This window comes from Aliarcobacter faecis, from assembly GCF_013201705.1.
Classification (GTDB): Bacteria; Campylobacterota; Campylobacteria; order Campylobacterales; family Arcobacteraceae; genus Aliarcobacter; species Aliarcobacter faecis.
Genome location: NZ_CP053837.1, coordinates 2,079,041 through 2,104,997, shown reverse-complemented (window position 1 = coordinate 2,104,997; position 25,957 = coordinate 2,079,041). Strand labels below are relative to the sequence as shown.

Annotated in this window: 22 protein-coding genes and 6 tRNA genes; 21 read left to right on the top strand and 7 right to left on the bottom strand. The window is 27.2% G+C overall.

The features are described 5' to 3' along the window. Positions 1–68 precede the first annotated feature (68 nt). The 16 genes from AFAEC_RS10485 (at position 69) to AFAEC_RS10410 (ending at position 8,148) form a co-directional block, all read left to right on the top strand. Entirely contained in the window at positions 69–845 is a 777-nt protein-coding gene (locus tag AFAEC_RS10485) for a complement resistance protein TraT (RefSeq protein WP_026804982.1), read from the top strand. Between the two features lie 123 nt (positions 846–968). Next, positions 969–1,727, top strand: a complete 759-nt coding sequence (locus AFAEC_RS10480) for a phosphatidate cytidylyltransferase (RefSeq protein ID WP_026804983.1) — start codon at positions 969–971, stop codon at positions 1,725–1,727. Continuing rightward, positions 1,724–2,791 carry a 1-deoxy-D-xylulose-5-phosphate reductoisomerase gene (gene dxr, locus AFAEC_RS10475; protein ID WP_026804984.1) on the top strand — a complete coding sequence of 356 codons (1,068 nt, stop codon included), beginning with the start codon at positions 1,724–1,726 and terminating at the stop codon, positions 2,789–2,791. The genes AFAEC_RS10480 and dxr overlap by 4 nt, the downstream gene beginning before the upstream one ends. Next, a complete protein-coding gene (locus AFAEC_RS10470) occupies positions 2,781–3,077 on the top strand; it encodes a hypothetical protein (protein ID WP_026804985.1) in 297 nt (98 codons plus the stop codon). The genes dxr and AFAEC_RS10470 overlap by 11 nt, the downstream gene beginning before the upstream one ends. Then, a complete protein-coding gene (locus AFAEC_RS10465) occupies positions 3,064–3,627 on the top strand; it encodes an RBBP9/YdeN family alpha/beta hydrolase (protein ID WP_034215973.1) in 564 nt (187 codons plus the stop codon). The genes AFAEC_RS10470 and AFAEC_RS10465 overlap by 14 nt, the downstream gene beginning before the upstream one ends. Continuing rightward, on the top strand, positions 3,624–4,619 hold the full coding sequence (tsaD, locus tag AFAEC_RS10460) for a tRNA (adenosine(37)-N6)-threonylcarbamoyltransferase complex transferase subunit TsaD (protein WP_026804987.1): 996 nt from the start codon (positions 3,624–3,626) through the stop codon (positions 4,617–4,619). Before AFAEC_RS10465 ends, tsaD begins: the two co-directional genes overlap by 4 nt. A gap of 1 nt (position 4,620) precedes the next feature. Further along, positions 4,621–4,965, top strand: coding sequence for a translation initiation factor (locus AFAEC_RS10455; RefSeq protein WP_026804988.1), 345 nt, complete (start codon positions 4,621–4,623; stop codon positions 4,963–4,965). Between the two features lie 23 nt (positions 4,966–4,988). Further along, positions 4,989–6,374 carry an NAD(P)H-hydrate dehydratase gene (locus AFAEC_RS10450; protein ID WP_026804989.1) on the top strand — a complete coding sequence of 462 codons (1,386 nt, stop codon included), beginning with the start codon at positions 4,989–4,991 and terminating at the stop codon, positions 6,372–6,374. Further along, a complete protein-coding gene (gene cutA, locus AFAEC_RS10445; RefSeq protein WP_026804990.1) occupies positions 6,371–6,682 on the top strand; it encodes a divalent-cation tolerance protein CutA in 312 nt (103 codons plus the stop codon). The genes AFAEC_RS10450 and cutA overlap by 4 nt, the downstream gene beginning before the upstream one ends. Further along, positions 6,679–7,458, top strand: coding sequence for a thiazole synthase (locus AFAEC_RS10440; RefSeq protein ID WP_026804991.1), 780 nt, complete (start codon positions 6,679–6,681; stop codon positions 7,456–7,458). Before cutA ends, AFAEC_RS10440 begins: the two co-directional genes overlap by 4 nt. Positions 7,459–7,567: 109 nt before the next feature. Further along, a tRNA-Pro gene (locus AFAEC_RS10435) sits at positions 7,568–7,645 on the top strand. A 19-nt stretch (positions 7,646–7,664) separates the two neighbouring features. Further along, positions 7,665–7,741, top strand: a tRNA-His gene (locus AFAEC_RS10430). A gap of 13 nt (positions 7,742–7,754) precedes the next feature. After that, positions 7,755–7,831 (top strand) — tRNA-Arg (locus AFAEC_RS10425). A 5-nt stretch (positions 7,832–7,836) separates the two neighbouring features. After that, positions 7,837–7,921: transfer RNA gene (locus tag AFAEC_RS10420), tRNA-Leu, on the top strand. Positions 7,922–7,930: 9 nt separating this feature from the next. Next, positions 7,931–8,007 (top strand) — tRNA-Gly (locus tag AFAEC_RS10415). Positions 8,008–8,071: 64 nt separating this feature from the next. Next, a tRNA-Arg gene (locus tag AFAEC_RS10410) sits at positions 8,072–8,148 on the top strand. 17 nt (positions 8,149–8,165) lie between these two features. Here AFAEC_RS10410 and AFAEC_RS12325 read toward each other — a convergent pair. The 3 genes from AFAEC_RS12325 to AFAEC_RS10400 form a co-directional block, all read right to left on the bottom strand. Beyond that, the gene (locus tag AFAEC_RS12325; RefSeq protein WP_257119350.1) at positions 8,166–8,294 is read right to left on the bottom strand and encodes a hypothetical protein; all 129 of its coding nucleotides are present in this window, start codon (positions 8,292–8,294) and stop codon (positions 8,166–8,168) included. A gap of 119 nt (positions 8,295–8,413) precedes the next feature. Beyond that, on the bottom strand, positions 8,414–10,255 hold the full coding sequence (locus AFAEC_RS10405; RefSeq protein ID WP_026804992.1) for a biotin/lipoyl-containing protein: 1,842 nt from the start codon (positions 10,253–10,255) through the stop codon (positions 8,414–8,416). A gap of 3 nt (positions 10,256–10,258) precedes the next feature. Beyond that, the gene (locus tag AFAEC_RS10400) at positions 10,259–10,522 is read right to left on the bottom strand and encodes an OadG family protein (protein WP_026804993.1); all 264 of its coding nucleotides are present in this window, start codon (positions 10,520–10,522) and stop codon (positions 10,259–10,261) included. Between the two features lie 141 nt (positions 10,523–10,663). Here AFAEC_RS10400 and AFAEC_RS10395 point away from each other — a divergent pair, with 141 nt between their 5' ends. Further along, on the top strand, positions 10,664–11,539 hold the full coding sequence (locus tag AFAEC_RS10395; protein WP_026804994.1) for an AraC family transcriptional regulator: 876 nt from the start codon (positions 10,664–10,666) through the stop codon (positions 11,537–11,539). On the opposite strand, the gene AFAEC_RS10390 is transcribed toward AFAEC_RS10395, so the two are convergent. Together AFAEC_RS10390 and AFAEC_RS10385 are read right to left on the bottom strand one after the other, a co-directional pair. After that, positions 11,536–12,234, bottom strand: a complete 699-nt coding sequence (locus AFAEC_RS10390) for a hypothetical protein (protein WP_225442376.1) — start codon at positions 12,232–12,234, stop codon at positions 11,536–11,538. The two genes, AFAEC_RS10395 and AFAEC_RS10390, sit on opposite strands and share 4 nt — an antisense overlap. Positions 12,235–12,266: 32 nt before the next feature. After that, a complete protein-coding gene (locus tag AFAEC_RS10385; RefSeq protein ID WP_026804996.1) occupies positions 12,267–14,312 on the bottom strand; it encodes a HAMP domain-containing methyl-accepting chemotaxis protein in 2,046 nt (681 codons plus the stop codon). 98 nt (positions 14,313–14,410) lie between these two features. Between AFAEC_RS10385 and AFAEC_RS10380 the strand changes: the two genes are divergently transcribed. Then, positions 14,411–17,191, top strand: coding sequence for a DEAD/DEAH box helicase (locus AFAEC_RS10380; RefSeq protein ID WP_026804997.1), 2,781 nt, complete (start codon positions 14,411–14,413; stop codon positions 17,189–17,191). On the opposite strand, the gene AFAEC_RS10375 is transcribed toward AFAEC_RS10380, so the two are convergent. Together AFAEC_RS10375 and AFAEC_RS10370 are read right to left on the bottom strand one after the other, a co-directional pair. After that, on the bottom strand, positions 17,188–19,569 hold the full coding sequence (locus tag AFAEC_RS10375) for a transporter substrate-binding domain-containing protein (RefSeq protein WP_051489018.1): 2,382 nt from the start codon (positions 19,567–19,569) through the stop codon (positions 17,188–17,190). The two genes, AFAEC_RS10380 and AFAEC_RS10375, sit on opposite strands and share 4 nt — an antisense overlap. Positions 19,570–19,584: 15 nt before the next feature. After that, the gene (locus AFAEC_RS10370; protein ID WP_026804998.1) at positions 19,585–20,286 is read right to left on the bottom strand and encodes a response regulator transcription factor; all 702 of its coding nucleotides are present in this window, start codon (positions 20,284–20,286) and stop codon (positions 19,585–19,587) included. Positions 20,287–20,439: 153 nt separating this feature from the next. On the opposite strand from AFAEC_RS10370, the gene AFAEC_RS10365 reads away from it, so the two are divergent. Genes AFAEC_RS10365 through AFAEC_RS10355 form a run of 3 tightly spaced genes read left to right on the top strand, consistent with a single transcriptional unit; the run spans position 20,440 to position 25,931 of the window. Then, positions 20,440–22,233 (top strand): TolC family protein, encoded by a 1,794-nt coding sequence (locus AFAEC_RS10365; RefSeq protein WP_026804999.1) that lies wholly within the window; start codon positions 20,440–20,442, stop codon positions 22,231–22,233. Between the two features lie 13 nt (positions 22,234–22,246). Next, entirely contained in the window at positions 22,247–24,406 is a 2,160-nt protein-coding gene (locus tag AFAEC_RS10360) for a type I secretion system permease/ATPase (RefSeq protein WP_026805000.1), read from the top strand. Position 24,407: 1 nt separating this feature from the next. Next, positions 24,408–25,931, top strand: a complete 1,524-nt coding sequence (locus AFAEC_RS10355; protein WP_026805001.1) for an HlyD family type I secretion periplasmic adaptor subunit — start codon at positions 24,408–24,410, stop codon at positions 25,929–25,931. Positions 25,932–25,957: the final 26 nt, after the last annotated feature.

Here is a 25,957-nt window from a genome sequence, read left to right as displayed (position 1 = left end):
TAGTTTAATTAAGAATTTAATTTCTAAATTGTAAAATCAATTTTAAATTTTGTCAAGGAGACTATTTTATGAATAGAATAAAAATTTTAGGTTTAAGTGTTGTTGCTGCAACTATGTTATTTACGGGTTGTGCTACAAGCGAATTACAAACAAATGCAAAAATGACTCAAAGTATTTTTATAAATCCAGTAAAAAAAGAGTTAAGAACAGTTTTCGTATCTAGTAAAAATACAAGTGGACAAAAAATAAATCTTGAAAACTCGATAATTGCTGAACTTCAGGCAAAAGGTTACACAGTTGTAGATGATCCAGAAATTGCAACTTATGTTTTAATGATGAATATACTTTATTGCGATAAAAAACAAGAAAATAATGCTGCTGGTGGAGCATTAGGAGCAGGAGCTATCGGGGCTGGTGTTGCTGGATATAATGGTGGTGGAGCTGGTGGTTCAATAGCTGCTGGTTTAGGTGGAGCACTACTAGGTGGGTTAATAGCAAAAGCAACTGAAGATACAATTTATCAAATGCAAGTTGATATCGTAATTAGAGAAAAAGCTAAAGGTCCTGTTTACTCTTCTAATTCAACAGTTGCTGGACAAGCTAGTGTTAGTGATGGTAAAAAAGCTGGGTTTATCAATAGTTTTGGAGGTTCAGTTAAAGATGTAAATGCAACAGGTCATTTAAATTCAAATATGGCTAGTGCAAATACACAAAATTATGAGTCAGATTTTATTGAACACAAAACTATGATGTTGGCTGAAGCTACAAAAATGAAACTTACATTACAAGAAGCAACACCAATTTTAGAAAAACAGATTTCAAATCAAATAGCTGGGTTATTCTAAAAAAATTAAAATGCACTAAATTTTTTAGTGCATTTCATCCTATTTATCCTTTCAAAACAATAAATCCAATTAAAAGCCAAATTTTAGTAGAATAAAGCAATTTTTATTTTAAGGTCAAGAAATATGTTAGAAATTTTAGGTGGATTATCTACTAGAGTAAAAACAGGAATTATTTTAATAATTGCAATGCTTATTATTGGCTATATAGATTCATATTTTCTATTTTGGCTAGTATTTGGAATTGTGCTAATAGTTGCAGTAAAAGAGGCAAAAGATTTATATAAACTAGAAGATAAAAGTATATATATCTATATTTTGTTACTTTGGGTAGCAGTATATTTTTATCCAATGCCTGTTGATTTAATATTTATTGTTGCTATGGGGTATGCTTCACAACTTGCTTACAAAAGAAAACTTGATAGAAAAATGATTTTGCCACTACTTTATCCAACTGCATCATTTGTATTTTTAATTTCATTATATAGCGAATTTGGAGTAATGGTTCTATTTTGGCTTTTAGTAATAGTTGCAGCTACTGATATAGGGGCTTATTTTGCAGGAAAAACATTTGGAAAAACTCCATTCAGTGAAACTAGCCCAAATAAAACTTTAGAAGGTGTTATTGGTGGTATGACTTTAGCTATTATTTTAGGTACATTGACATCAATAAATGAAATAGGAATTTTAGGGGCTATTATTGTTTCTGCTATTGTTTCACTATCTTCAGTATTTGGAGATTTATATGAAAGCTATTTAAAAAGAGAAGCTGGTGTGAAAGATAGTGGGAATATTTTACCAGGGCATGGTGGAGTTTTAGATAGAGTCGATGGATACCTTTTTGGAGCAATTGTAATGTTGGTACTTTTAAGGATAATTATTTGATACTTCTTGGAAGTACTGGCTCTATAGGAGTAAATACTTTAGAGATTGCAAAAAAATTTGGTTTGAATGTTGAGGTTTTAGTAGCAGGGAAAAATATAAAGTTACTAAATAAACAAATCAAAGAGTTTAATCCTAAAAAGGTAGTTGTCTCTTCAAAAGAAGATGTAAAAAATGTAAATCATACAGATGTCTCTTTTGGAGAAACTGCTATTTTAGAAGCTATAGAAAATAGCTCTTCAGAAATAGTTGTTAATGCACTGGTTGGATTTTTAGGACTTAAACCAACACTAAAAGCTATTGAGTGTGGTAAAAAGCTTGCACTTGCAAATAAAGAGTCTTTAGTTGTTGCTGGAAAATTTATAGACCAAACAAATTTAAGTGCAATAGATAGTGAGCATTTTGGACTTTGGTATCTACTTCAAGATAAAATAGTAGATTCTATGATTTTAACTGCAAGTGGTGGTTCTTTTAGAAATTATCCTCTTGAAGCTTTAAAAAATGTTTCAATAAAAGAAGCATTAAATCACCCAAATTGGAAAATGGGAAATAAAATAACTATCGATAGTGCAACAATGACAAATAAAATGTTTGAGTTAATTGAAGCTGCTTGGCTTTTTGATACGAAAAAACTAGATGCAATAATTGAGCCAAAATCGATAATTCATGCATTAATAAATTTTAAAGATGGAAGTACAACAGCACATATTGCAAATACTTCAATGCAACTTCCTATATCTTATGCAATTTTAGGAAAAGTTGATAGTGAGATTTTAAAACCAGTTGATTTACTAGAAATTTCAAATTTAGAATTTAAAAAAATAGAAGAGAGTAGATATCCTATATGGCAAATTAAAGATGAGATTTTAAATAATCTTGATTTAGGTGTTGTTTTAAATGCAGCAAACGAGGTTGCAGTTTCAAAATTTTTGAGTGGAAAAATAGGATTTTTGGATATTTCAAAATTAAGTTTAGATGCTATAAATAGATTTTCTAATTTAAAAGCTTCAAATATTGATGATATTTTTTTAATAGATAAAGAAGTAAGAGCCTATTATGAGTATTGATTTACTTATTCCTTTTGGTATTTTATTAGCTTTAGTTCTTTATTTAATTTATAATAGAAATAAGTTTGAAAAAGATATTGTAAAAATATATGAAAATAAGTTTGAAGAGTGGAAAATACATTCAAAAACTGATGAAATAATAGAGAATAAAAAAGAGTTAGTGGCACTTGTTTTTAAAAAAGATTATAAATTAAGTATTGAATATTTTGATGAAAATATAGAAGAGAATTTAAAGAGAGCTAAATTTGAAATTTATAAATATGGAAGTAAAGATGAGCAAAAATAGTAGTAAAAGAGTTTTGATTTTACATGGGCTTAGCGGAAGCTCATATCCACATTGGCAAGCCTATTTAGCTATAGATTTAATAAAAGAAGATTTTATAGTATCTTTTCCAGAATTACCAAATAAAAATAGTCCCAATTTAGATGAATGGAAAAGTTTTGTAAAAAAAGAGTTAGAGCATTTTAAACCAAATATTGTAGTTTGCCACTCTTTAGCAAATATATTGTGGTTTCATATTTGTGAAGATTTAGATATAAATCTCGATAAACTAATGTTAGTAGCTCCAGTAAGAAATGAAGAGTTAAAGGAGGCAAAAACTTTTTTCCCTTATCCTGTATCAAAAAATTTAAGAGCAAAAGAGATTATAATGGCTTGTTCGACAAATGATCCATATATGAGCTTAGATGAAGCAATAGCTTTACAAAGCAGATTAAATATTGGTATGAAAATTATGGAAAATGCTGGACATATAAATCCAAGTGCTGGATTTGGAAAGCTTGATTGTGCATTAGATTGGATAAAAAGAGAAGAAGTTTGTGAGGAAAATCTATGATTTTAGCTATTGAATCTTCTTGTGATGATAGTTCTATATCTATTACAAAAATAGATACATTAGAACTTGTTTTTCATAAAAAAATATCTCAAGAGTTAGAGCATAGCTTTTATGGTGGAGTAGTTCCAGAATTAGCAGCAAGATTACATATTGAAGCGTTACCTAAAATACTTGAAGAGTGTAAAGATTATTTAAAAAATTTAAAAGCAGTTGCAGTTACAAATGCTCCTGGATTAAGTGTTACTTTAACTGAGGGTGTTGCTATGGCAAAAGCAATAAGTATTGCTTTAAATATTCCATTAATTGCAGTAAATCATCTAAAAGGGCATATCTATTCACTTTTTATTGAAAAAGAGGCAATTTTTCCTATAACTGTTCTTTTGGTTTCAGGTGGACATACTCAAATAATTGAAGCAAATAGTTTAACTAATATGAATATTCTAGCAAAAACTTTAGATGATAGTTTTGGAGAGAGTTTTGATAAAGTTTCAAAGATGTTAAATCTAGGATATCCAGGTGGTCCAATTGTAGAAAAATATTCAAAAAAAGGGGATTATAATAGATTTGATTTTCCTATTCCTCTTTCTCAAAGTCCAAGAATTGAGTTTAGTTACTCTGGACTTAAAAATGCAGTAAGATTGAAAGTTGAGGAGCTTGAACGCACCAATTTAGATGAACAAGATATAAGTGATATATGTGCTAGTTTTCAAAAAACAGCAGTTGATCATATCTTGCAAAAATTAAAAAAACTATTTAAGCAAAAAACTATAAAAGATTTTGCAATAGTTGGTGGGGCAAGTGCAAATTTATATTTAAGGCAAGAGTTGGAAAATCTTTGCTCTATTTATAATACTACTTTGCATTTAAGTGAATTGAAGTATTGTTCAGATAATGCTGCTATGATTGGAAGAGTTGCAGTCGAACAGTATAAAGAAAATGATTTTATAAGTCTGGAAGATTTAGATATAAAGACAAGATTAAAGGATTACTAAAATGGGAATTGCAGAGAAGTTAGCTTTAGGACTTGGGGCTAAATTAGAAGGTAATATATTTGATACAAAAAAAGATGATAAAAGTAAATTAAAAGATGAAAAAATCATATTGCCAAAAAATCAGCACCAACTTGTTTTTTCTCTTGAAAAAAGAAATGGAAAACCAGTAACAATTATTGGAAAATTCCAAATAGTAGATGAAAAAAGAAAAGAGATTTTAAAACTACTTAAAACAAAACTTGCCTGTGGAGGTTCAATAAAAGATGAAAATATTGAAATACAGGGAGATTTAAAGGATAAAATTAGAATTATTTTAGTGGATAATGGTTGGAAATTTAAAAACTAAAAAATAAAATAGGAGTCGTTCCAGTGAAAAAGATATTTGATGAAGTAAGAAGTTTGGACAAAAGAGCAGTAGAAAATTTTTACTTAACAGAAGATATCTTAATGGAACATGCTTCTATATCTATTCAAAACTACATTATAAAAAAATTTAAAAAAAATAGAACTATCTTAATTGTTTGTGGAAGTGGAAATAATGGTGCAGATGGTATAGCTTTGGCTAGACTTCTTCATAAAAGATTTGAAGTTAGTCTATATTTAGCAAAAAATCCAAAAACTAATATTGGAAAACTCCAAGAGAAAAGAGCAAAAAGTATAGGTATAAATTTTGTAGATGAGATTTTTCAAGCAGATATTATTGTAGATTGTCTATTTGGTACAGGTTTAAATAATGAGTTAGAGCAAAAGGATATTTATTTAATAGATAGATTAAATAACTTTAACTCTTTTAAAATAGCTTGTGATATTCCAAGTGGAATAAACTGTTTTGGACAAGTTTTACAAATAGCTTTTAAAGCTGATATTACAATAACTATGGGAGCTTTAAAAACAGCACTTTTAAGTGATATTGCTAAAGATTTTGTAGGTAAAATAAAAGTTGCTACTTTAGGAGTAGAAAATGAATTTTTTCAAATTCCTACAAATAAATATCTACTTGAAAAATCTGATTTAATTTTGCCATTTAGAGATAAGAAAAATTCTCATAAGGGAATTTTTGGACACTTAAATATAATTTCTGGAGATAAAATAGGTGCTTCAATTATAGCTTCAAATGCTGCTTTTTCTTTTGGAGTAGGTCTTGTAACAATTATTTGTCAAAATGAAAAAGTAGTTCCATACCATATAATGCAAAGTAAAAATATTACCCAAAATTGTACAGCAATAGCTTTGGGTATGGGATTGGGAAAAATTGAAGATAAAGAGCTTGAATATATAATGAAGTTAGATATTCCAAAAGTTTTAGATGCAGATATATTTTATAACTCTTTAATAGCTAAATATTTAGATGAAAATATAGTTTTAACTCCTCATCCAAAAGAGTTTGTGTCTTTACTAAAATTAACAAATATTGCAGATATTAGTGTTGAAGAGTTACAAAATAATAGGTTTTTATATGTGGAGAAGTTTTGTAAAGTTTATCCAAAAATTACACTTTTATTGAAAGGTGCAAATGTTGTTATTTCACAAAATGAAACAATATATATAAATAATTTTGGAAGTTCAAAATTAAGTAAAGCAGGAAGTGGAGATGTTTTAAGTGGACTTATTGCTTCACTTTTGGCTCAAGGGTATAAGCCTTTAGAAGCAACTATTTATGGAAGTTTAGCCCATACACTAGCAGCTAAGAATTATAAGAAAAATAACTACTCTTTAACTCCACAAGATTTGATAAAAGAGATTAAAATATTATGAAAACAGTTATTATTCAAACAACAACTTCCAGTAAAGATGAAGCAAAAAAGATAGCTAAAGTTTTGATAGAAGAGAAATTGGCTGCTTGTGTGCAATTAAAAGAGATAGAGTCTATTTATAGTTGGGATAATAGTTTATGTTGTGATAAGGAAACACTTTTAAATATAAAGACAAAAAAAGAGCTTTTTTGTAAAATTAAAAGTAGAATTTTAGAGCTTCATAGTTATGATGTGCCAGAAATTATCGAATTAGATATTTCAAATATTAGTGAAGATTATTTAAAATTTATAAAGGAAAATACAATATGAGTGATATATTAAAAATAGGAAAATATGAGTTAAATAGTAGATTAATTGTTGGAAGTGGTAAATATAAAGATTTTGCTACAACAAGAGAAGCAACACTTGCAAGTGGAAGTGATTTAATAACTGTTGCAATAAGAAGAGTAAATATTACAAATCCAAATGAAGAGAATTTATTAGATTATTTTAAAGATACAAATATTAAATTTTTACCAAATAGTGCAGGATGTAAGAATGCCCAAGAGACAGTTACAACTTTTAGACTTATGAGAGAAGCGACAGGAATTGATTTAATAAAACTTGAGATTATTGGAGATTTTAGTAAAACTTTATATCCTGATGTAATAGAGACAATAAAAGCTTGTGAAATATTAAAAAAAGATGGTTTTACAGTTATGGCATATACAAGTGATGATTTAATCGTTGCAAAAAGACTTGAAGATGCTGGAGTTGATGCTATTATGCCTTTAGCTGCTCCAATTGGAAGTGGATTGGGTATTCAAAATAGATATAATATAGCATTTATAAAAGATAGCGTAAAAGTTCCAGTTATTGTTGATGCTGGGGTTGGATGTGCAAGTGATGCGGCTATTTGTATGGAATTAGGAGCTGATGGAGTTTTAACAAATACAGCAATTGCTTGTGCAAAAGATCCTATATCTATGGCAATAGCTATGAAACACGCAGTAATTGCTGGAAGGTTAGGATATAAGGCTGGAAGAATAGAGAAAAAACCATTTGCAAGTGCCTCTTCTCCACTTAATGGACTGATTCAATTTTAATGAATTTAAATAAATTTTGATTTTTTTCAGAATTTATTTAAAAAGCCTTGACAAAACAAAAAATATATAATATAATTCCGTCCACTTTTTGAAATACAAGAGTGATTTTCGGGGCGTAGCGCAGTCTGGTTAGCGCACCTGGTTTGGGACCAGGGGGCCGGAGGTTCGAATCCTCTCGCCCCGACCATTTATTTTTTAAACTTATGGTAGGTATAGCTCAGTCGGTTAGAGCATCGGGTTGTGGTTCCGAGGGTCGTGGGTTCGAGCCCCATTATCTACCCCATTATTTTTATTATGCTTCCATAGCTCAGCTGGATAGAGCAACGCCCTTCTAAGGCGTAGGCCGTACGTTCGAATCGTACTGGGAGTACCACTTTAGCGGATGTGGTGAAATTGGTATACACGCCAGACTTAGGATCTGGTGCCTCACGGTGTAAGAGTTCGAGTCTCTTCATCCGCACCATTTTTTTAAGCGGGAGTAGCTCAGTTGGCTAGAGCTTCTGCCTTCCAAGCAGACTGTCGCGAGTTCGAGTCTCGTCTCCCGCTCCACTAAAGCCTTATATAAGAAGATTTACTTTTTATGTAAGGCTTTTTTAATTTCTTTTATTATTGTGCTTCCATAGCTCAGCTGGATAGAGCAACGCCCTTCTAAGGCGTAGGCCGTACGTTCGAATCGTACTGGGAGTACCACTTATTTTGTATTTAAATTATTTAAAAATATTTCCGCCAACACTCATTCCAACACTACCACTACTATTTATATGACCACTTGTAAAACAACCATTTAGTGTGATTATTGTAAATAAAATTAAAAGTATATAGATAAGTTTTTTCATAATAGCTCACTTTGTATTTCTATGTATTTTATAATAATAAAGTTAATTGAGGGTTTAAATAAGGTTTGTATTTATATATGTAGAGTTTAGATAGAGAAAAACCCTATCTAAAATTGTTATTAAGCAATAACTGCTAGAACTTGACCTTCTTCAACTGCTTTTGAAGGCTCTGTTAATATTTTGCTGATTGTCCCAGAAACTGGTGCAAGAATATCTATCTCCATTTTCATAGCTTCTAAGATCATAATTTGTTGATCTTTTTCAACTCTATCTCCTTCTTTTACAAGTATTTTCCATACATTTCCATTTACTGCTGCTGGAACTTCTGTACCATTATAAACTGGTTTTGCAGCTGCTACAGGAGCCGTTTGAACTGGTGCTGGAGTTTGAACTACTGGTTGAGCAACTTGTTGCACAGGTTGTGCTACTTGAATATTTTGAACATCTCCCTCAAAAACCGATACATTAAATCTTTGACCATCTACTACAACTGTATAATTTCCATTTGCCATTTTATTTTCTCCTTTTTGTTTTGTTTCTTTTACTTCATTTGTACAATTCTTTCTTACATTTAAAGGACCATTTCCTTTTAAATATGCAATACCTTTCTCATCACAAGCAGCAGCTATAAATATATTCTCTTCACTTGTTTCTATACCTTCTATCTCTAATCTTTGTTTCCAAACATCAATTCTTTTTTTAGGATCAGCATCTGCTATATCTAAAGGATTTTGAGATGTTGGTTCAAGTTTTAGTTTTTGAGCAGCTAATTCTATAATCTCTTTATCTGGTTCAACTGGAGTTTTACCAAAGTAACCTAAAACCATTCGTCCATATCCTGGAGCTATTTGTTTCCAAGGTCCAAACATAACATTTGCATATGCTTGTTGCCAATAAAATTGTGAAACTGGAGTTACACTTGTACCAAATCCACCTTTTTCTACAACTTCTTGCATTGCTTTAATTACTTCAGGGAATTTGTTTAGTGTTCCATTATCTCTCATCATTTGAGTATTTGCTGTTAAAGCACCTCCAGGCATTGGTGAGAATGGAATAAGTGGAGATACTTGAGTAGCCTCAGGTGGAAGGAAATAATCCTTTAAACAATCAGCTAAAACTTCTTCATATTTTAAGATTTTATTAATCTCTAAACCACCTAAATCATAGTTCATACCTTTTGTTGCGTGAAGCATTGTAAGAATATCAGGTTGAGATGTTCCTCCACTAACTGGGCTTGCAGCTAAATCTATACCATCAGCTCCAGCTTCTAAAGCAGCTAGATAACAAGCAACTGAAACACCAGCTGTTTCATGAGTATGAAGTCTAATATGAGTAGATTCACCTAAAAGTTTTCTTGCCATTTTAATAGTTTCAAAAACTTTATTTGGACTACTTGTACCACTTGCATCTTTAAAGCAAATAGAGTCAAAAGGTAATCCACTATCAAGAATATTTCTTAAAGTCTTTTCATAAAAAGGAACATCATGAGCTCCTGTACAGTTTGGTGGTAAATCCATAAGTGTTACAACAGCTTCATGTTTTAAACCATGATTTTTGATACATTGTGCAGAATATTCAAGATTTTGAACATCATTTAAGGCATCAAAATTTCTAATAGTTGTTGTTCCATGCTTTGCAAAAAGCTTTGCATGAAGGTCTATTAGCTCTCTACTTCCAGTATCAAGCATAACTGTGTTTATACCACGAGCAAGAGTTTGTAAATTTGCATCAGGACCAACAATTTCTCTAAATTTATCCATCATATCAAAAGCATTCTCTTGAAGATAGAAAAATAAAGATTGAAATCTAGCTCCTCCACCAAATTCAAAGTGATTAATTCCAGCCTCTTTTGCAGCTTGTACAGCTGGAAAAAAGTCATTCATTAAAACTCTACCTCCAAAAACAGATTGAAATCCATCTCTAAAAGTAGTATCCATAATATCAATATATTTTTTTGCCATAAATTATGCCTTCTTTGTATGATGCTCAATTGCAGCCATAATAGCAGCTACTTTTCTAGCATCAATTCCATATGTATTAGTTGTTGGTGCTTGAGAAATAACATTATTATAGATTACTTGAGACGTTGTAGGCTCTGGTTTTTTTGGAAAAAATTCAACAAAAGTAACACCTTTTGATTTTAGCAAAAAACCAATAACTAAAAGTATAGTTGATCCTATTCCCATAATTATAAAAAAGCTAAATAGTGCTTGTAGTAGGGCTTCCACATTTCTCCTTTAAGTATTTTTATTAACACTTGTTTTAAAGTACCGTATTTTAGGAAAATTTTATCTTTTCTTCTTCCTTTTTGGTGCTTTATAAATTGTTGCTTAGTGCTAATTTTATCTAAAATTTGGTAAAATTATCCTATGAAAAAAGAGACTTTAGAGAAAAGAACAAAAATAGCAAATGATATTATGTATTATATCTATACTCACATTGATACAAATATTGATATAGAAGAACTTAGTCATGATTTAGGAATTAGTAAATTTCATATGCACCGTATATTTAAAGAGATTTTTGCTCGTAATATTTATGAAAGTATAAAATCAATACGACTTCAAAAAGCATCAAATTTATTGCTTACAAATAAATATTCTACAATTTCAAGTATTGTAAACTCTTGTGGTTATTCATCACAATCTTCTTTTATTAAGATATTTAAAGAGAGATTTGGAATGAGTCCAAAAGAGTGGAAAAATGGTGGGTATAAAGAGTATTCTAATGAGATTATAAAACAGTCAAAATTTGCTATGAAATCAAAAGCTAGTTTTGAAAATATTACACCAACTATTGTAAAAGAAAAAGCAATAGAGAGTTTTTACATAAGAAATAGGGGATATAATAAAAATATTGAAGCAACTTGGCAAAAACTTCAGACTTGGGTTTTAACAAATAGTATAAAATCATATAAAAGAGCTGCTCTTTTTCATGACAACCCAACTATTACTCCACTTGATGAGTGTCAATATATTGCTTGTATAATTGTTGATGATGATAAAAATATTAAAAGTGATAGAATCCCAAAATTTAAAATTTCTGAAGGGGTCTATGCAAAGTTTGATTTAAAAGCAAAAGCTGAAGATTTACTCCCTTTTATTCAATGGGTTTACCATGAGTGGTTACCAAAAAGTGAATATGAAACAACTACAAAACCATCTTATGCAATATATGATAAGTTAGATTTTATAGATGGAGATGATGAGTTTGAGTTTAGTTTTTATGTCTCAATAAATTATTAAACTTTAGATAACCACCTTTTTAAAAACTCATCTCTTGAGTATAACTTTGCTCCTAAATCAAATTTATATTGCATATAAGGGTGTCCTAAATTCCAAAAAGAGAAGTTGTTTTTTTCTAAATAAAATCCTAGTAAAACCATTTGAAGTTTTCCCCAATTACTATAATTTTTCTCTTTTGATGAAAAACCACTAAGTGAAGTGTATGTAGAGTTGATTTTATATCCAATTTCTGCTGCTATTAATTTACTTGAATTTTTATCATATAATTCAATACTTAAAATAGAGAAATCATTTTTTGGATTTTTATATAAATCTAAAATTATCTCCTTATATTTACCACAAAGCCAGTTATCTTTATGATACGATTCTAATTCTTCTAAAACTTTATTAATATCTTTATTTATAAAAAATTCAAAATTATTTTGATTTATTAACTTCTTTATTTTTTTATTAATATGTAAATTACAGAAATCCAAAATAGCATACTCAAATTGAATTTCAGGGAGAAGATAAAACTCTTTTTCAATTATTATAGAAGTAGATATAAAACCAGCTTTTGCTAAAAGAATATAGAACTCTTCAGAGAAATCGGAGCTTACATAATAATTTGTATTTAGATTTTGATAGATTTCTAAAAGAGTTTTTTTATTTGTAATATCTTTTTTTTCAATTAAATATAAAAAATTTTGTTTCAAAATATTTCTTCTAAAATAGAGATTTCTCTATTTTAGAATGCTTCCCATTCATCATCATTTGAAGATGATTTTATCTCTTTTGTTTTTACAACAGGTTTTTCTATCTTTATTTCAGCTTTTTTAGAAGGAGTAGAAATATCATCTTTTTTTAAAGATTTATTACTATTTTTGTACTCATTTTGAAGTTCAGCTTTTCCTATAAACTCATTTTTATTTGCATCTTCAACAACTTTATAAGCAATCTCATTTGCTTTTATTGCAATTTCTTTTGTATTTGCTGCAATAGAAGCATTTTGTTGAGTTTGTTGATCAAGTCCTGTTACTGCATCATTTATTTGAGTAATTCCAGCTTGTTGCTCTTTACTAGCATTTGCTATCTCATTTATCGTTTGAGCTTGTTTATGGATATTCTCTATAAGTTCACTATATCCTTCTATCATTTCAAAGCTGATATTTTTTCCTTCATTTGCCTTTGAAGTTGCATATTCAACTAGAGCTTTAATCTCTTTTGCTGCTTCTGCACTTCTACTTGCTAAGTTTCTTACTTCTTGAGCAACAACAGCAAACCCTTTTCCTGCCTCTCCTGCTGTTGCTGCTTCAACTGCTGCATTTAAGCTTAAGATATTTGTTTGGAATGCTATTTGGTCAATTACACTTATTGCTTCATTTATTCTATTTACTTGAGTATTTATCTCATCCATTGCAGTTGTTGTATGATTTGCTAACTCTTGACCTTTTTTAGCTGAAATAGTAACTTGATCAGAATAGATTGACATTTGAGCAACATTATTTGCATTGCTTACTACTGTACTTGTTATCTCTTCAAGAGCAGCAGCTGTTTCTTCAAGTGAAGCTGCTGCACTATTTGAACTTTTATTTAAGATATCTACATTTTCAAGAAGTTCATTTGAACTATTTTGTAATACTAAACCTACATTTAAAGATTGTTTTAATAAATTAGAGATTACATCTCCCAAATCATTTATAATAATAGCAACTTTTGCATATGGATTTGGAAATCTTGTAGTAAAATCATATTTTTTAAAACTTTCAAGAACAGAGATAAGTGTATTTAAATCTCTAGCTATTGTATGTTCTAAATAGTCTTGAAGTTTATCAAGTAAAACTTTTAGCTCTTTTAAACTAGGATTATCTGAATCTTTTTCTATTTTAGCTACCATATTTCCTTTACTTAGTTCATTTACAAATCTTGTAACATCACTAACAAATTCATTATCTTTTTTTATAGATGCTTCAGTTTTATGAATATTATCATTTATTATTTGTGCCATTTGACCAAATTCATCACTACTTGAAATTTCAATAATAGATGATTTATTTGTTTCTTTATTTATAAATGCAAAAAATCCTGTGATTCCATTTTTAACTTTTTCTAAAGAATTTATAATTAAATTTATTGAGAAAATTGTATAAATTAGACCAATAATTGTAACTACTAAAAAAACAACAATAGTGATAACTACTGACTTATCAGATGTAGCAATAGACTCATTCATCATCTCAAGTGAGAATTTAACAGTTCGATTTTTTTGTTCTGATATCAATTTTCCAAACTCATTTGAGATAGGAATCATATTGTTTAGAGTATTTTTATACTCTAAAAGTAATTTTTTTTGAGTTTCTAAGTCTTCATTTGTTTTTAATTTTTCAATTAAAGCATCAATTTTCACATAAATTTCTCGCCATGATTTATAATTTTTATTAATCTCTTCAGCTGCTTTTTTACCAGCTTCAGTATTTCTTGGAATAGAAGAAAAGATTTCCCAATTTTCATCAATAATTTTCCAACTCTCTTCTCTTTCCTTTGCTATTTTTATAAGAGAATCTTTGATATTTGAATTTTCATCTAAAGATAAAACTTCAAAAGTTTGAGATCTAACCGTCATTCTTTCTGCATTTAAATTTCCTAAGCTTAGTAAAGCAGGAACTCTTTCCTTTCCAACTTTATACATATCACTAGACCAAATTCTAGCATTATTAAAAGCGATAAATCCAATAATTACTAAACCAAAAAGTAAAATACCAGATAAAAGTCTTAATCTATTTTTTACAGACACAATTAACCCCTTTGTATAAAAAATTATAATATTATATGATTAAAACTCTTAAAATTATAATATTTTATAATATATTAAATATAAAAAAGGAATAGCATTTGAATAGTTTAATAATTAATAATGAATCAGATAATTTTCACAATCATCTTACAAAACTTTTATTAAAATCGAAATCATTTATTTTTAATGTTGCTTTTATAAATTTTAGTGGAATTCAGCTCTTGTTAGATGTTTTTTCAAGATTAGAAAATAAAGGAATAGAAGGAAAAATTTTAACTTCAACTTATTTGAATTTTACGCAAATAAAAGCATTAGAAAAATTAAAAGAGTTTTCAAATATAGAATTAAAGATTTATGATTGTAATAGAATAAGTGTTGGATTTCATCCAAAATCTTATATATTTGAGTTTGAGGATTTTTATGAAATTATAGTTGGATCTTCAAATATAACAGCAAGTGCTTTTAAATCAAATATTGAGTGGAATGTGAAAACTATTTCAAAAAAGAATGATGTTTTTTTGAATACTATTTTAAGTGAATTTACTAATTTATGGAAAGAATCGTTTGAAGTAAATAGAGATTTTTTAGATAATTATTCAAAATTTTTAGAGAATCAGAAAAAAGATTTTAGCCCTATTTTTTCTTATAAACAAGATATAAAAACAAATTTTATGCAAGAAAAAGCTTTAGAAGAGTTACAAACTTTAAGGCAAAAGAGTCAAACAAAAGCTTTAATAATTGCAGCAACAGGAAGTGGAAAAACATATTTAAGTGCTTTTGATGTAAAAAATTTTAAAGCTAAAAGAATACTTTTTTTAGTTCATAGAGAAAATATACTTTTAAGTGCAAAGCAGAGTTTTGAGAATATTATTTTAGATAAAACTTTTGGTTTATTTACAGGAAATAATAAAGAGAAAGAGAAAGATTATATTTTTTCAACTATTCAAACTATGAGTTTATATTTTGAAGAGTTTAAAAAAGGGGAGTTTGATTATATAATTATTGATGAAGCTCACCATAGTATAAGTGTAAGTTATAAAAAAGTAATAGATTATTTTAAACCAAAATTTTTATTAGGATTAACTGCAACCTCAAATAGAATGGATGGGAATAGTATATATGAAATTTTTGATGAAAATATAGCTTGTGATATAAGATTAAATGATGCACTTGAACATAATCTTGTTGTACCTTTTCACTATTTTGGAATAAGTGATATTAAATCTATTGATTATAAAAATATAGATTTAAATAAAATAGATGTTTTAGCAAAACTTTTAAGTGTAAATAAAAGAGTTGATTACATAATAGAACAGATGAATTTTTACTCTTTTGCTGGAGTTAAAAGAAAAGCTATAGGGTTTTGTGTTTCAAAGGAGCATGCAAAATATATGAGTGAAGAGTTTAATAAAAGAGGAATTGTTTCAAATTCTCTTTCAAGTGAGGATAGTGTTTTAAAAAGAGAAGAGTTTATAAAAAAACTTGAAGATGAAAAAGATTCTTTAGAAGTGATTTTTACAGTTGATATTTTTAATGAAGGAATAGATATTCCTTCTATTAATACTGTTTTATTTCTTCGTCCTACAAATTCACCCATAGTTTTTATTCAGCAACTTGGACGAGGGCTTCGAAAATATAAAAATAAAGAGTTTTTAACAGTTCTTGATTTTATTGGGAATCATAAAAAAGCATATCTAATAGCTTTAGCATTAGTTGGAAATAAAAAAATAGATAAAGAGAGTATTAAATTATCTTTATTAAATAATTTTGCAGATTTTAAAAATGTATTTATAAGTATGGATGAAATTTCCAAAAATAGAATTTTAGAACAGATAGAAAAAGAAAATTTCAGTAGTTTAAAATATCTAAAAGAACAATATTTTGAATTTAAAGCTTTACTAAATAATAAAATTCCAAAGCTTGTAGATTTTTTACAATTTAATGATGTGATTAATCCTTTAGAATTTATTGATGAAAGTTACTCTTATATAGAATTTTTGGCTAAAGTTGAAAATAAAAGTGAATATAAAGAGTTAGTTTTAAATGAAGAGTTTATAAAAGCTATAAGATTTATTGAAAATTTACTTCCAATAAAGAGAGTTTATGAGTTTGTGATTTTAAAATATCTTTTAGAAAATGATTTTTGTGATGAGAACACGGCTTTTAAAATATTAGATAAATATTTAAACTATGTTGATAAAAACACAATACTTCATAGTTTCTCTTATTTAAATCAAGATTTTTTAGATAAAGCTCAAATAAATAGATATTTAAAGCTTATAAATTTTGAGGAAAATAAAATAGTAAAAACAAAAGAGTTTGAAGAACTTTTAAAAAATTCTAAATATAAAGAGATTTTTGAAGATAGTTTAAATTATGGCATTTATCTTTATGAAGAGGAGTTTGGAAGAGCTGATTTTAAAATCCCATTTTTAAAACTCTATTCAAAATATAATATGTTAAATATTGCACAACTTTGTAATTTTCCAAAAATTCATAGCTCATTTAGGGGGAGTGGATTTCTAAAATATAAAGATGATTTTTTCTTATTTATAAACTTAGAGAAAGAGAAATTTTCTAAATCAGCAAATTATTATAATGCTTTTTTATCAAAATCTATTTTTACTTATCAAAGTAAACCAAGTCATACACAAAAACAAGGTGATGGAGAAAGACTTTGTGAAAATGAGAAATTTGGAGTAAAACTTCATGTTTTTATACGAAAATTTGCTCAGGTAGATAGAAAAACTCAAAATTTTATATATTTAGGATTGGCAAATAGTATTAAATATGAAGGTAATAAACCAATAAGCTTAGAGTTAGAATTAGAAATTCCACTTAAAGATAAGTTATATGATGAGTTTACAAAAGTAGTTTAAAAATTAAAGACATTGTTTTTTATAGGGATTATTATTTTAAATTCGGCACCTTCACATTTTAAGTTATTGTAAATATACTTTTTATTTGAAACAAATATATCTCCATTCATATGTTTTTTTACAATTTCTAAGGACATATAAAGACCTATTCCTGTTCCTTGACTTTTATGTTTTGTAGTAAAATATGGTTCGAAAATCCTATTTATAATATCTTCTTTAATTCCACCAGCATTATCTTTGATTGTCAGATAGATATAATTTTCATCATGAATTAATTCAATAAATACAAACTTTTTATCAATGTTTTTTTCTTTGAAAGCATCAATAGCGTTATTTAAAATATTTAATAAGACTTGTATTAATTCACTTTCAAAGCTATTAATTTCTATTTTCTCTATATTTAAAATGATACTTATATTATGATTATTTATTCTACTACTTAAAAGATGTAGAGTCTTATCTATAGTTTCAGAAATGTCAAATGAATTTTCTTGTTTCTCTTGATTAAAAAAATTTCTAAAATCATCAATTGTAGTGGAGAGATGTTGAGCAGATTGATTTATAAGTTCCATATCTTTTATAAATTCAATATCATCTAAACTGTTTAGCTCTTTTTTTAATTTTATAGAAGTAGCTAATGTTGATATTACTGATAGTGGTTGTCTCCATTGATGAGCAATATTTTCTATCATTTCACCCATAGCAGCCATTTTTGTCTGCTGATTTAGAATATTTTCTTTTTTAATAAGTTCTTTGGTTTTCTCTTCTATTATATTTTCTAAATTTCTATTTATATCATTTAATTTTTTTGTTTTTTCATCAACAATAGATTTTAATTTATTATTTAACTCTTTAATAGTTAAATATCTATATAGAAATGCTAAAGTTAAAAGGGAAAAGATACTTAAAGTAATCCACAAGAATTTATAATTTACAGTCGTTTGAAATTGAACATTTTGCCATTTCTCAATAATTTCATTCAATTCATTTAAAGATATAGATGAAATTGCTTTATTCAGAATAGATTCTAACTCTTTGTAATCATCTCTAAACATAATTTTTAAGGCATACTCAAATCCACTATTTCCTGTAACTTTTAAATCTTTTAAATCATATTTTGCAATATTGTAAAATAAAACAGGTTTTATATCTACATAAGCAAAAGCTAAATTATCTGAGACTAATTTTAAACCCTCTTTTGGATTTTTTACAAGAATAAATTCAATATTTGGGAACTCTTTTTTTAAAATTCTATGTGCTGTAAAATTATTTCCTATAGCTATTTTTTTATCTTTGATTTGGGAAATATGCTCTATGAAATTTTCATCTTTTTTTGTTGCAATTGATATTGGAAATTTTGCATACTCTTTTGAAAAAAGTGCATACTCTTTTCTATCTTCAGTTTCTCCTGCATTAAAAATAAGATCTGTATCTCTATTCTTTAGGCTAGATATTTGGTCATTAAAATTATCAAAGAATATATTTTGTGTTTTTAAATCAAGATTATTTTTTATCAAATCCCAATATAAAGATGAAATACCAGCAGGTTCATTCTTTTCTGACTTGAAGCTAAATGGAAACCAAGCTGATGATATAGATATTTTCATATTCAGATTTTTTATAAATTGTTTTTCAGCTTCATTTAGAGATATTTTATTTTTGAAATTTTCATAAAAGAATTCTTTATTATTATATAACCACTGTTTTTCAGATTGTAATAGTTCAAAAATTGGAATTTTGGAGAAACCATCTTCAAAAATATTTATATTATTTTGATTATTTGATATCAATTTAAAACCATTTATATTTGTATATATATTTTCATTTGTTTTTATAAGATTATACAAGTTATTATTTGCTATATAGAACTCAATAGCTGTTTTGTCTGCATAAAAGAATTCTATATCTTCATGTTTTAAAGCATTTATCATTTCAGAAATTTTTTCAAAATATACTATTTCAGAATTAGGAAATTTTATTTTTAAATCTTCCTGATTCGATCCTTCAATTAGACCAATTTTAGAATTTGGATTTATGGAATTCATATTTTTAGAGAGTGAAAAAAGTGTAGCCTTTGATTCAAAAATATTAAAAGATTGTTTTAATAAGTGTTCAAGATTATTATTCCCTATAAAAAAATCTATATTTCCTTCTCTTAGTGAGTTTATTTTTTCTGACCAAGTGAGATTTTCAACAAATTTAATATTATAGTTATTATATTTAGCCCAAGTTTTAAGTAAATCAATAATTAAACCAGTCTCTTTATCTTTATCTTTATATGAAAATGGTGTAAAATTTGAATCATATGCTACTTTGAAGTTTTTATTATTTGCAAAAATATTTAAAGTGATAAATAAGAATAGAATAATAATTCTCAAAGCCTATCCTAATTTTTAATAATTTAATCTATATCCAACTCCAGATATGTTTAAAATAGACTCTTTACCTATTTTATTTCTAAGTTTATTTAATAAATTCTTAAAAGCAGATTCAGTTGCTTCAAGTTCATCTTCCCAAATATAATTTTTTAATTCTTCAATAGATAAAACTCTATTCGAATGCTTTACTAAATATTCCAGTAAAACTAGCTCTTTTGATGTTAATGTCATTTCTTCATTTTTTTCTTTACAAAAAAGTTTTTTATGAAGAACATTAAATTCTACATTATTTTTAAAACTAATTAAATATCTTGAATTTTCTAGAATTTCATCTACACATTTATAAAGTGCGGAATGAAGAGATTTAAAATCTATAGGTTTTGTGAGATAATCAGTAAGTTTTAGTTTTGTTGCTTCAAGTAAATAATCTTTATCTGTATAAGCACTTAAAATAATAATGGGTATTTTTTTATCAATTTTTCTAAACTCTTTTATAAATTCTATTCCATTCGTATCTGGTAAATTTATATCTGTAATGATTATATCAATTCTATGTTCTTCTAAAAGTATTTTAGCTTCTTCTATATTTGATGCATCAAATATATTTTCACAAAAGAGAGTTAAAGTCTCTTTTATATTTTTTTTTATATTTTCTTCGTCTTCAATATATAAAATATTCAAATTATTTAAAATTTTCAAATGAGTAGTATTTTCCATAATTTTCCTTTTGATAAAAAATTAAGTTATAATATAATAATAAAGCTTAGTATAAATTAATGAATTGGAATATAAAGTTAAACTAAAGTTAAGTTAAAAGTCATTATCATAACAAAAAATATTATTTAAAAGAAACAAAAATTGGAGTATAAAATGAAACGTAAAGTTATAAAACTTATCTGTTTATCAATATTTGCTAGTGCTAGCTTACAAGCAGCAAGCTTAAAAGATAGTATAGAAAAAGTTATTGCAACAAATCCTGAAGTTATTGCTGAAAAGAAGAATCAAGAGGCATTCAAAAAATATATTGATGAAAGAGAAGCAAAATATTTACCAAGAGTTGATATCGATGGAAGGTTAGAAAAAAGCAATTCTGATAAGAAATATAAAGAACAAAGAATAAATAGTACAAATTCTCCAATAAATGGTTCAGATCAAGAAGAAGGTTATAATTTAGGAATTGCTATTAATCAAATGCTTTATGATGGTGATTTAACACCTGCACAAATAAGAGAGGCTAAACATAATGATTTAGCAAATACATATAGAACAGAAAAAAATATTCAAAATATTGTTTACGAAACAGTTAATGCTTATTTAGGCTTAGTTCAATATGATGAAATGTTAAATTTAACAAAATCTATGATCCAAACAAATGAAGATAATCTTCAAATAGCAAAAGAAAAAGAATCAATTAGTGGAGAAGTTTTAGAAACTTATGAAACAGAAGGAAAACTTAACTTTATGAAAGAAAAATATCTTGAAGAAAAAGATTTAAAACATTCAAGAGTTACAACTTTTAAAAGATTTGTAGGAGAAGAGCCATTAGGAAATGAGTGTAGACCAAAAATGGATTTAACAAATATTCCAAATAATCTTCAAGATTTAATTGAAAAAGCTGTTCTAAATAATTATGAAATAAAGGAACAAATAGAGAGAATAAAAGGACAAAGAGAAAAAATTGCACAAGCAGATTCAAAATTTTTACCAAATTTTAGTTTAGAGCTAAAAGCTTTAACAGATAATGATTTGTCTTTAAATAACAATGGAAGAGAAAATCAAGCATTTGGTAGAATAAATTTAGCTTGGAATTTATTTAATGGAGGAGGAGATAAAGCTATTTCTGAACAAGAGACAATATTTTTAGCTGAACAAAAACAAAGGTTAGATGCGATTACAAACAAAATTGTAGAAGAGATTAAAGTAAATTTTGAAAGATTCCAAAAAAATAAAGAGAGAATTAATGTTCTTAAAAATTATGTAGTTTCAAATGAGAATATTGTTGAGGTCTATAAAAGTGAGTTTGAGTCTGGAACTAGAACGTTTGTTGATATTCTAGATGCACAAACAGTTCTTTACGAAGGGAAAAAGAGTTTAATTAATAGAGAATATGAATTGTATAGAAATTACTATGATATTTTAACAACTCTTTCTGCTTTAACAGATACTGTTTTATCTCCAAATAGTGATGGTTGCTCAAATACAATAGCATTAAGTAATTTAGTTGGTGAACCTCAAAATATAATTACTGCAAATGATGAATTAAAAGCTCTTTTAGGAGATAATAATCAACAAGAAACTATGGTTGAAAGACCTATGCATTATTCTCCAGCACCTGTTGCTCCTATAAAAGAAGCTATTAAATCTGAAAATTTTGCAACATTCCAAGAGGTACCAGCTGGATATTATACAATTAATATAACAACAACGGAAGGTATTGATGCAGCAAATGGATTTGTAAGAAGTAGTGGATTAGATAAAACTAATACATATACATATCCATTTGGACCACAAATGGCAAGTGCTAAGGTTATTTATGGTATATTCAAATCAGTAAAAGATGCAAATATTGCAATGGATAATTTACCAGCTTCAGTGAAAGTTAATAAGCCATATGTTGATAATATAGCGAAGCATCAAAAACTTTATGATAAATATCATAAATAAATAGAGGGTATAATTGGAAAATAAAAACTCCGAATTATTAGAGAGTGAAACACTATCTAATTTAAAAGATAGAAGAAAAGTAGATGACCTTTTAGGTTGTCTACTTTTTCTATCTAAATATCATAATAGAGAGACTTCAGCAGAATCTTTAACTTATGGATTACCTATACATAATACATCTATGAATATTTCAATGTTTCATGAAGCAGCTTCAAGAATTGGTTTTACGACAAGAACTGTAAAAAGGGAAACTTTAAAAGATATAACTAAACTAGCATTACCTTCCGTTTTAATATTAAATAAAAATAGAGCTTGTGTTTTATTAAACTATGATTTAAAAAAAGGAATAGCTCAAGTAATTATACCTGGATTAAGTAGTGGTGAAACTCAAATAACAGTAGAAAAACTAGAATCAGAATATACAGGTGAAGTAATTATTATTAAGCCAGAGTATAATTTTAATAATCGTATAGAAAAAGAGATAAAAGTAGAAAATCCAAAAGAGTGGTTTTGGGGAACTTTAAAACGGAATAAAGGTATTTATAAACAAGTAATTGTTGTATCACTTTTTATAAATCTTTTTATTTTAGCAACACCACTTTTTACAATGAATGTTTATGATAGAGTTTTACCAAATAATGCTATAGAGACTTTATGGGCTTTATTTATAGGGATTTCAATTGTTATGCTTTTTGATTTAGTTTTAAAAGTATTAAGATCCTATTTCCTTGGTATTGCAGGTAAAAGAGCAGATACTATAATGTCTAATAAGATATTTAATCATCTTTTAAATATTAGACTTGATGCAAAACCAGCTTCAACAGGACAATTTATAAGTAGATTACAATCTTTTGAAAGCGTAAGAGAATTTTTTACGAGTGCTACAATTGCAGCCATTGTTGATTTACCATTTGTATTTATTTTTATAGCAGTTATATTTTTTATAGGTGGTCCATTAGCTTTTATCTCTATTGCAACAGCAGTTATTTCTATACTCTTATCTTGGTATTTTCAAAAACCTTTAAAAGAGATTATTGAAAAAAGTGTAAAAGAGGATCAGATAAAACAAACAACTTTAATTGAAGCAGTTTCTGGATTAGAAATTATAAAAAGTGTAAAAGCTCAAAATAGAATGAAAACACATTGGGTAAATTCTGTAAATAAAACTACTCATTATTCAGATAAAAGTCATTTCTTATCACAATCTATTACCTATTTTACTGCTTTTTTATCACAATTCTCAAATATTGCTATTGTTGCTGCTGGTGTATATCTAGCAAAAGAAGGAGAAATTACAATGGGAGCTATAGTGGCTTCTATGATATTAAATGGAAGAGTTATTGCTCCTATTGCACAACTTGTTGGTATGATTATCAAGTTTGATAGAGTAATGTTATCTTTAAATAATCTTGATGAAGTTATGAAAATGCCTGTGGAAAAAGAGGATAAACTATATATAAGTAGACCAAATCTAAAAGGAGATATTGAATTAAAAGATGTTCAATTCTCATATAAAGAACAAAATCATCAAACATTAAAAGATATAAATTTGAAAATAAAACAGGGAGAGAAGGTTGCAATTTTAGGAAAAATTGGTTCTGGAAAATCTACTTTATTAAAGTTAATAATGAATTTATATCAGCCGATAAAAGGTTCGGTTTTAATAGATGGTTTAGATACAAGACAAATAGATCCTGTTGATTTAAGACATGCTATGGGAAGTGTTCCGCAAGAGCCTTTTTTATTTATGGGAACAGTAAAAGATAATCTTACTATTGGAGAGCAATATGTTTCAGATGAAGAGATTTTAAGAGTATCAAAAATTGCTGGTCTTGATGAATTTTTAGGAAAACATGAAGCAGGTTATGATTTACTTGTTGGAGAAAGAGGAGATGGTCTTTCAGGTGGAGAAAGACAATCTATTACTTTAGCAAGAGCTTTAATATCTGATCCTGGAATTATAATTCTAGATGAACCAACAAACTCTATGGATAGACAAACAGAAAAAGCATTTATAAATAGACTTCAAAATATAGTTGTCGATAAAACTTTAATAGTTGTAACTCATAAAACTTCACTACTTCAACTTGTAGATAGAGTCATTATTATGGAAAATGGTTCAATTATAGTTGATGGACCAAAAGATGAAGTATTTACAGTAAAAGTGGATTAATATGAAAAATTTAGACAAGCAAGATACTGAAATAATAAATAATAATATTAAGACTGATGAACATTTAACAATTGTTGATAAGAAATCAAAGGGTTCTACACAAAAAGTTGAGAAGAAAGAGACAATTTTTTATAAAATTTTAAATAATATAAAAGCTATTTATGGTTTAGGTGATGATAAATATAATGAAAAAGAGGATTTGGATTTTATTTATACTAATTATTCTCATGCAAATGAAGAAGCTAATTTAGTTAGTAAAGTTATTTTTACAATTGTTGTTGGTATTTTTGCTATATTCTTGATTTGGGCAATTTTTGCAGAAATAGATGAATTAGCAAGGGGTGCTGGAAAAGTTATTCCTACGGATAAAGTACAAACAGTTCAGTCTTTAGATGGGGGAATTATTTCTGAGATATTTATAAAGGAGGGTGATATTGTAAAATTTGATGCTCCTTTAATGAAAATTGATACAACGAGATTTCAAGCAACATTAGAAGAGAGTCGCCAAGAATATTTATCTTTATTAGCACTCAAGGCTAGATTAGAAAAAGAAGCAACAATTAATATTGATGAACCACTGGAAGAGCTCATTTTTGATGAAAAGATTTTACAAGATCCATCAAGATATGATTTGAATGAAAAGATGCTTTATGAAAATCGATATAAAGAATTAAAGTCTTCTATTAGTGTTTTATCAACTCAAGAGAGTCAAAAAATTCAAGAATTAAAAGAGATAGAAAGTACAATTAAAAAGTTAAAAGATAATTTGGGTTTTATTGAAGAGCAAAAAAAGACTATTAAACAATTAGTTGAAAGAAAAATTAAGTCTAATATTGATTTACTAGATATGGAAAAAGAGCATAATCAAACAAAAGGTGATTTACAAACTGCAAATTTATCAATTACTAGATCAAATTTTGCTATTCAAGAGGCTAGAAATAAAATTCAAGAAAAGCTAAATACTTTTAGAAGTGAAGCTTCAAATGAATTACAAAAAACAGTTAGCCAAATAAATAGATTTGAAGCTAAGCTTGTAGGGGACAAAGATAAAGTTGATAAAACAACAATAACTTCTCCAGTAGATGGAATTGTAAAGCAGTTGAATTTTAATACAATAGGAGGAGTTATACAACCAGGAGTTGATTTAATTGAAATTGTTCCGCTAAGCGATGCTTTAGTTGTTGAAGCAAAAATAGATCCAAAAGATATTGCATTTATAAACCCAAGTCAAAAAGCTATTATTAAGATTACAGCTTATGATTTTTCTATATATGGAGGTTTAGAGGGGCATATTATAGAAATTTCTGCTGACTCAATAATAGATAAAGATTCTAAAGAAGGAAAAAGTTACTATAGGGTTTTAGTAAAAACTGATAAAAATTATCTTGAAAGAAAAGGTAAAAAACTCCCAATTATCCCAGGAATGGTTGCTACCGTTGATATTGTAACTGGTAAAAAAACTATTATGGATTTCTTATTAAAACCAATTTTAAAGGTAAAACAAGATTCTCTTCATGAAAGATAATTAAGTAATTTAATTATCTTTTTTAT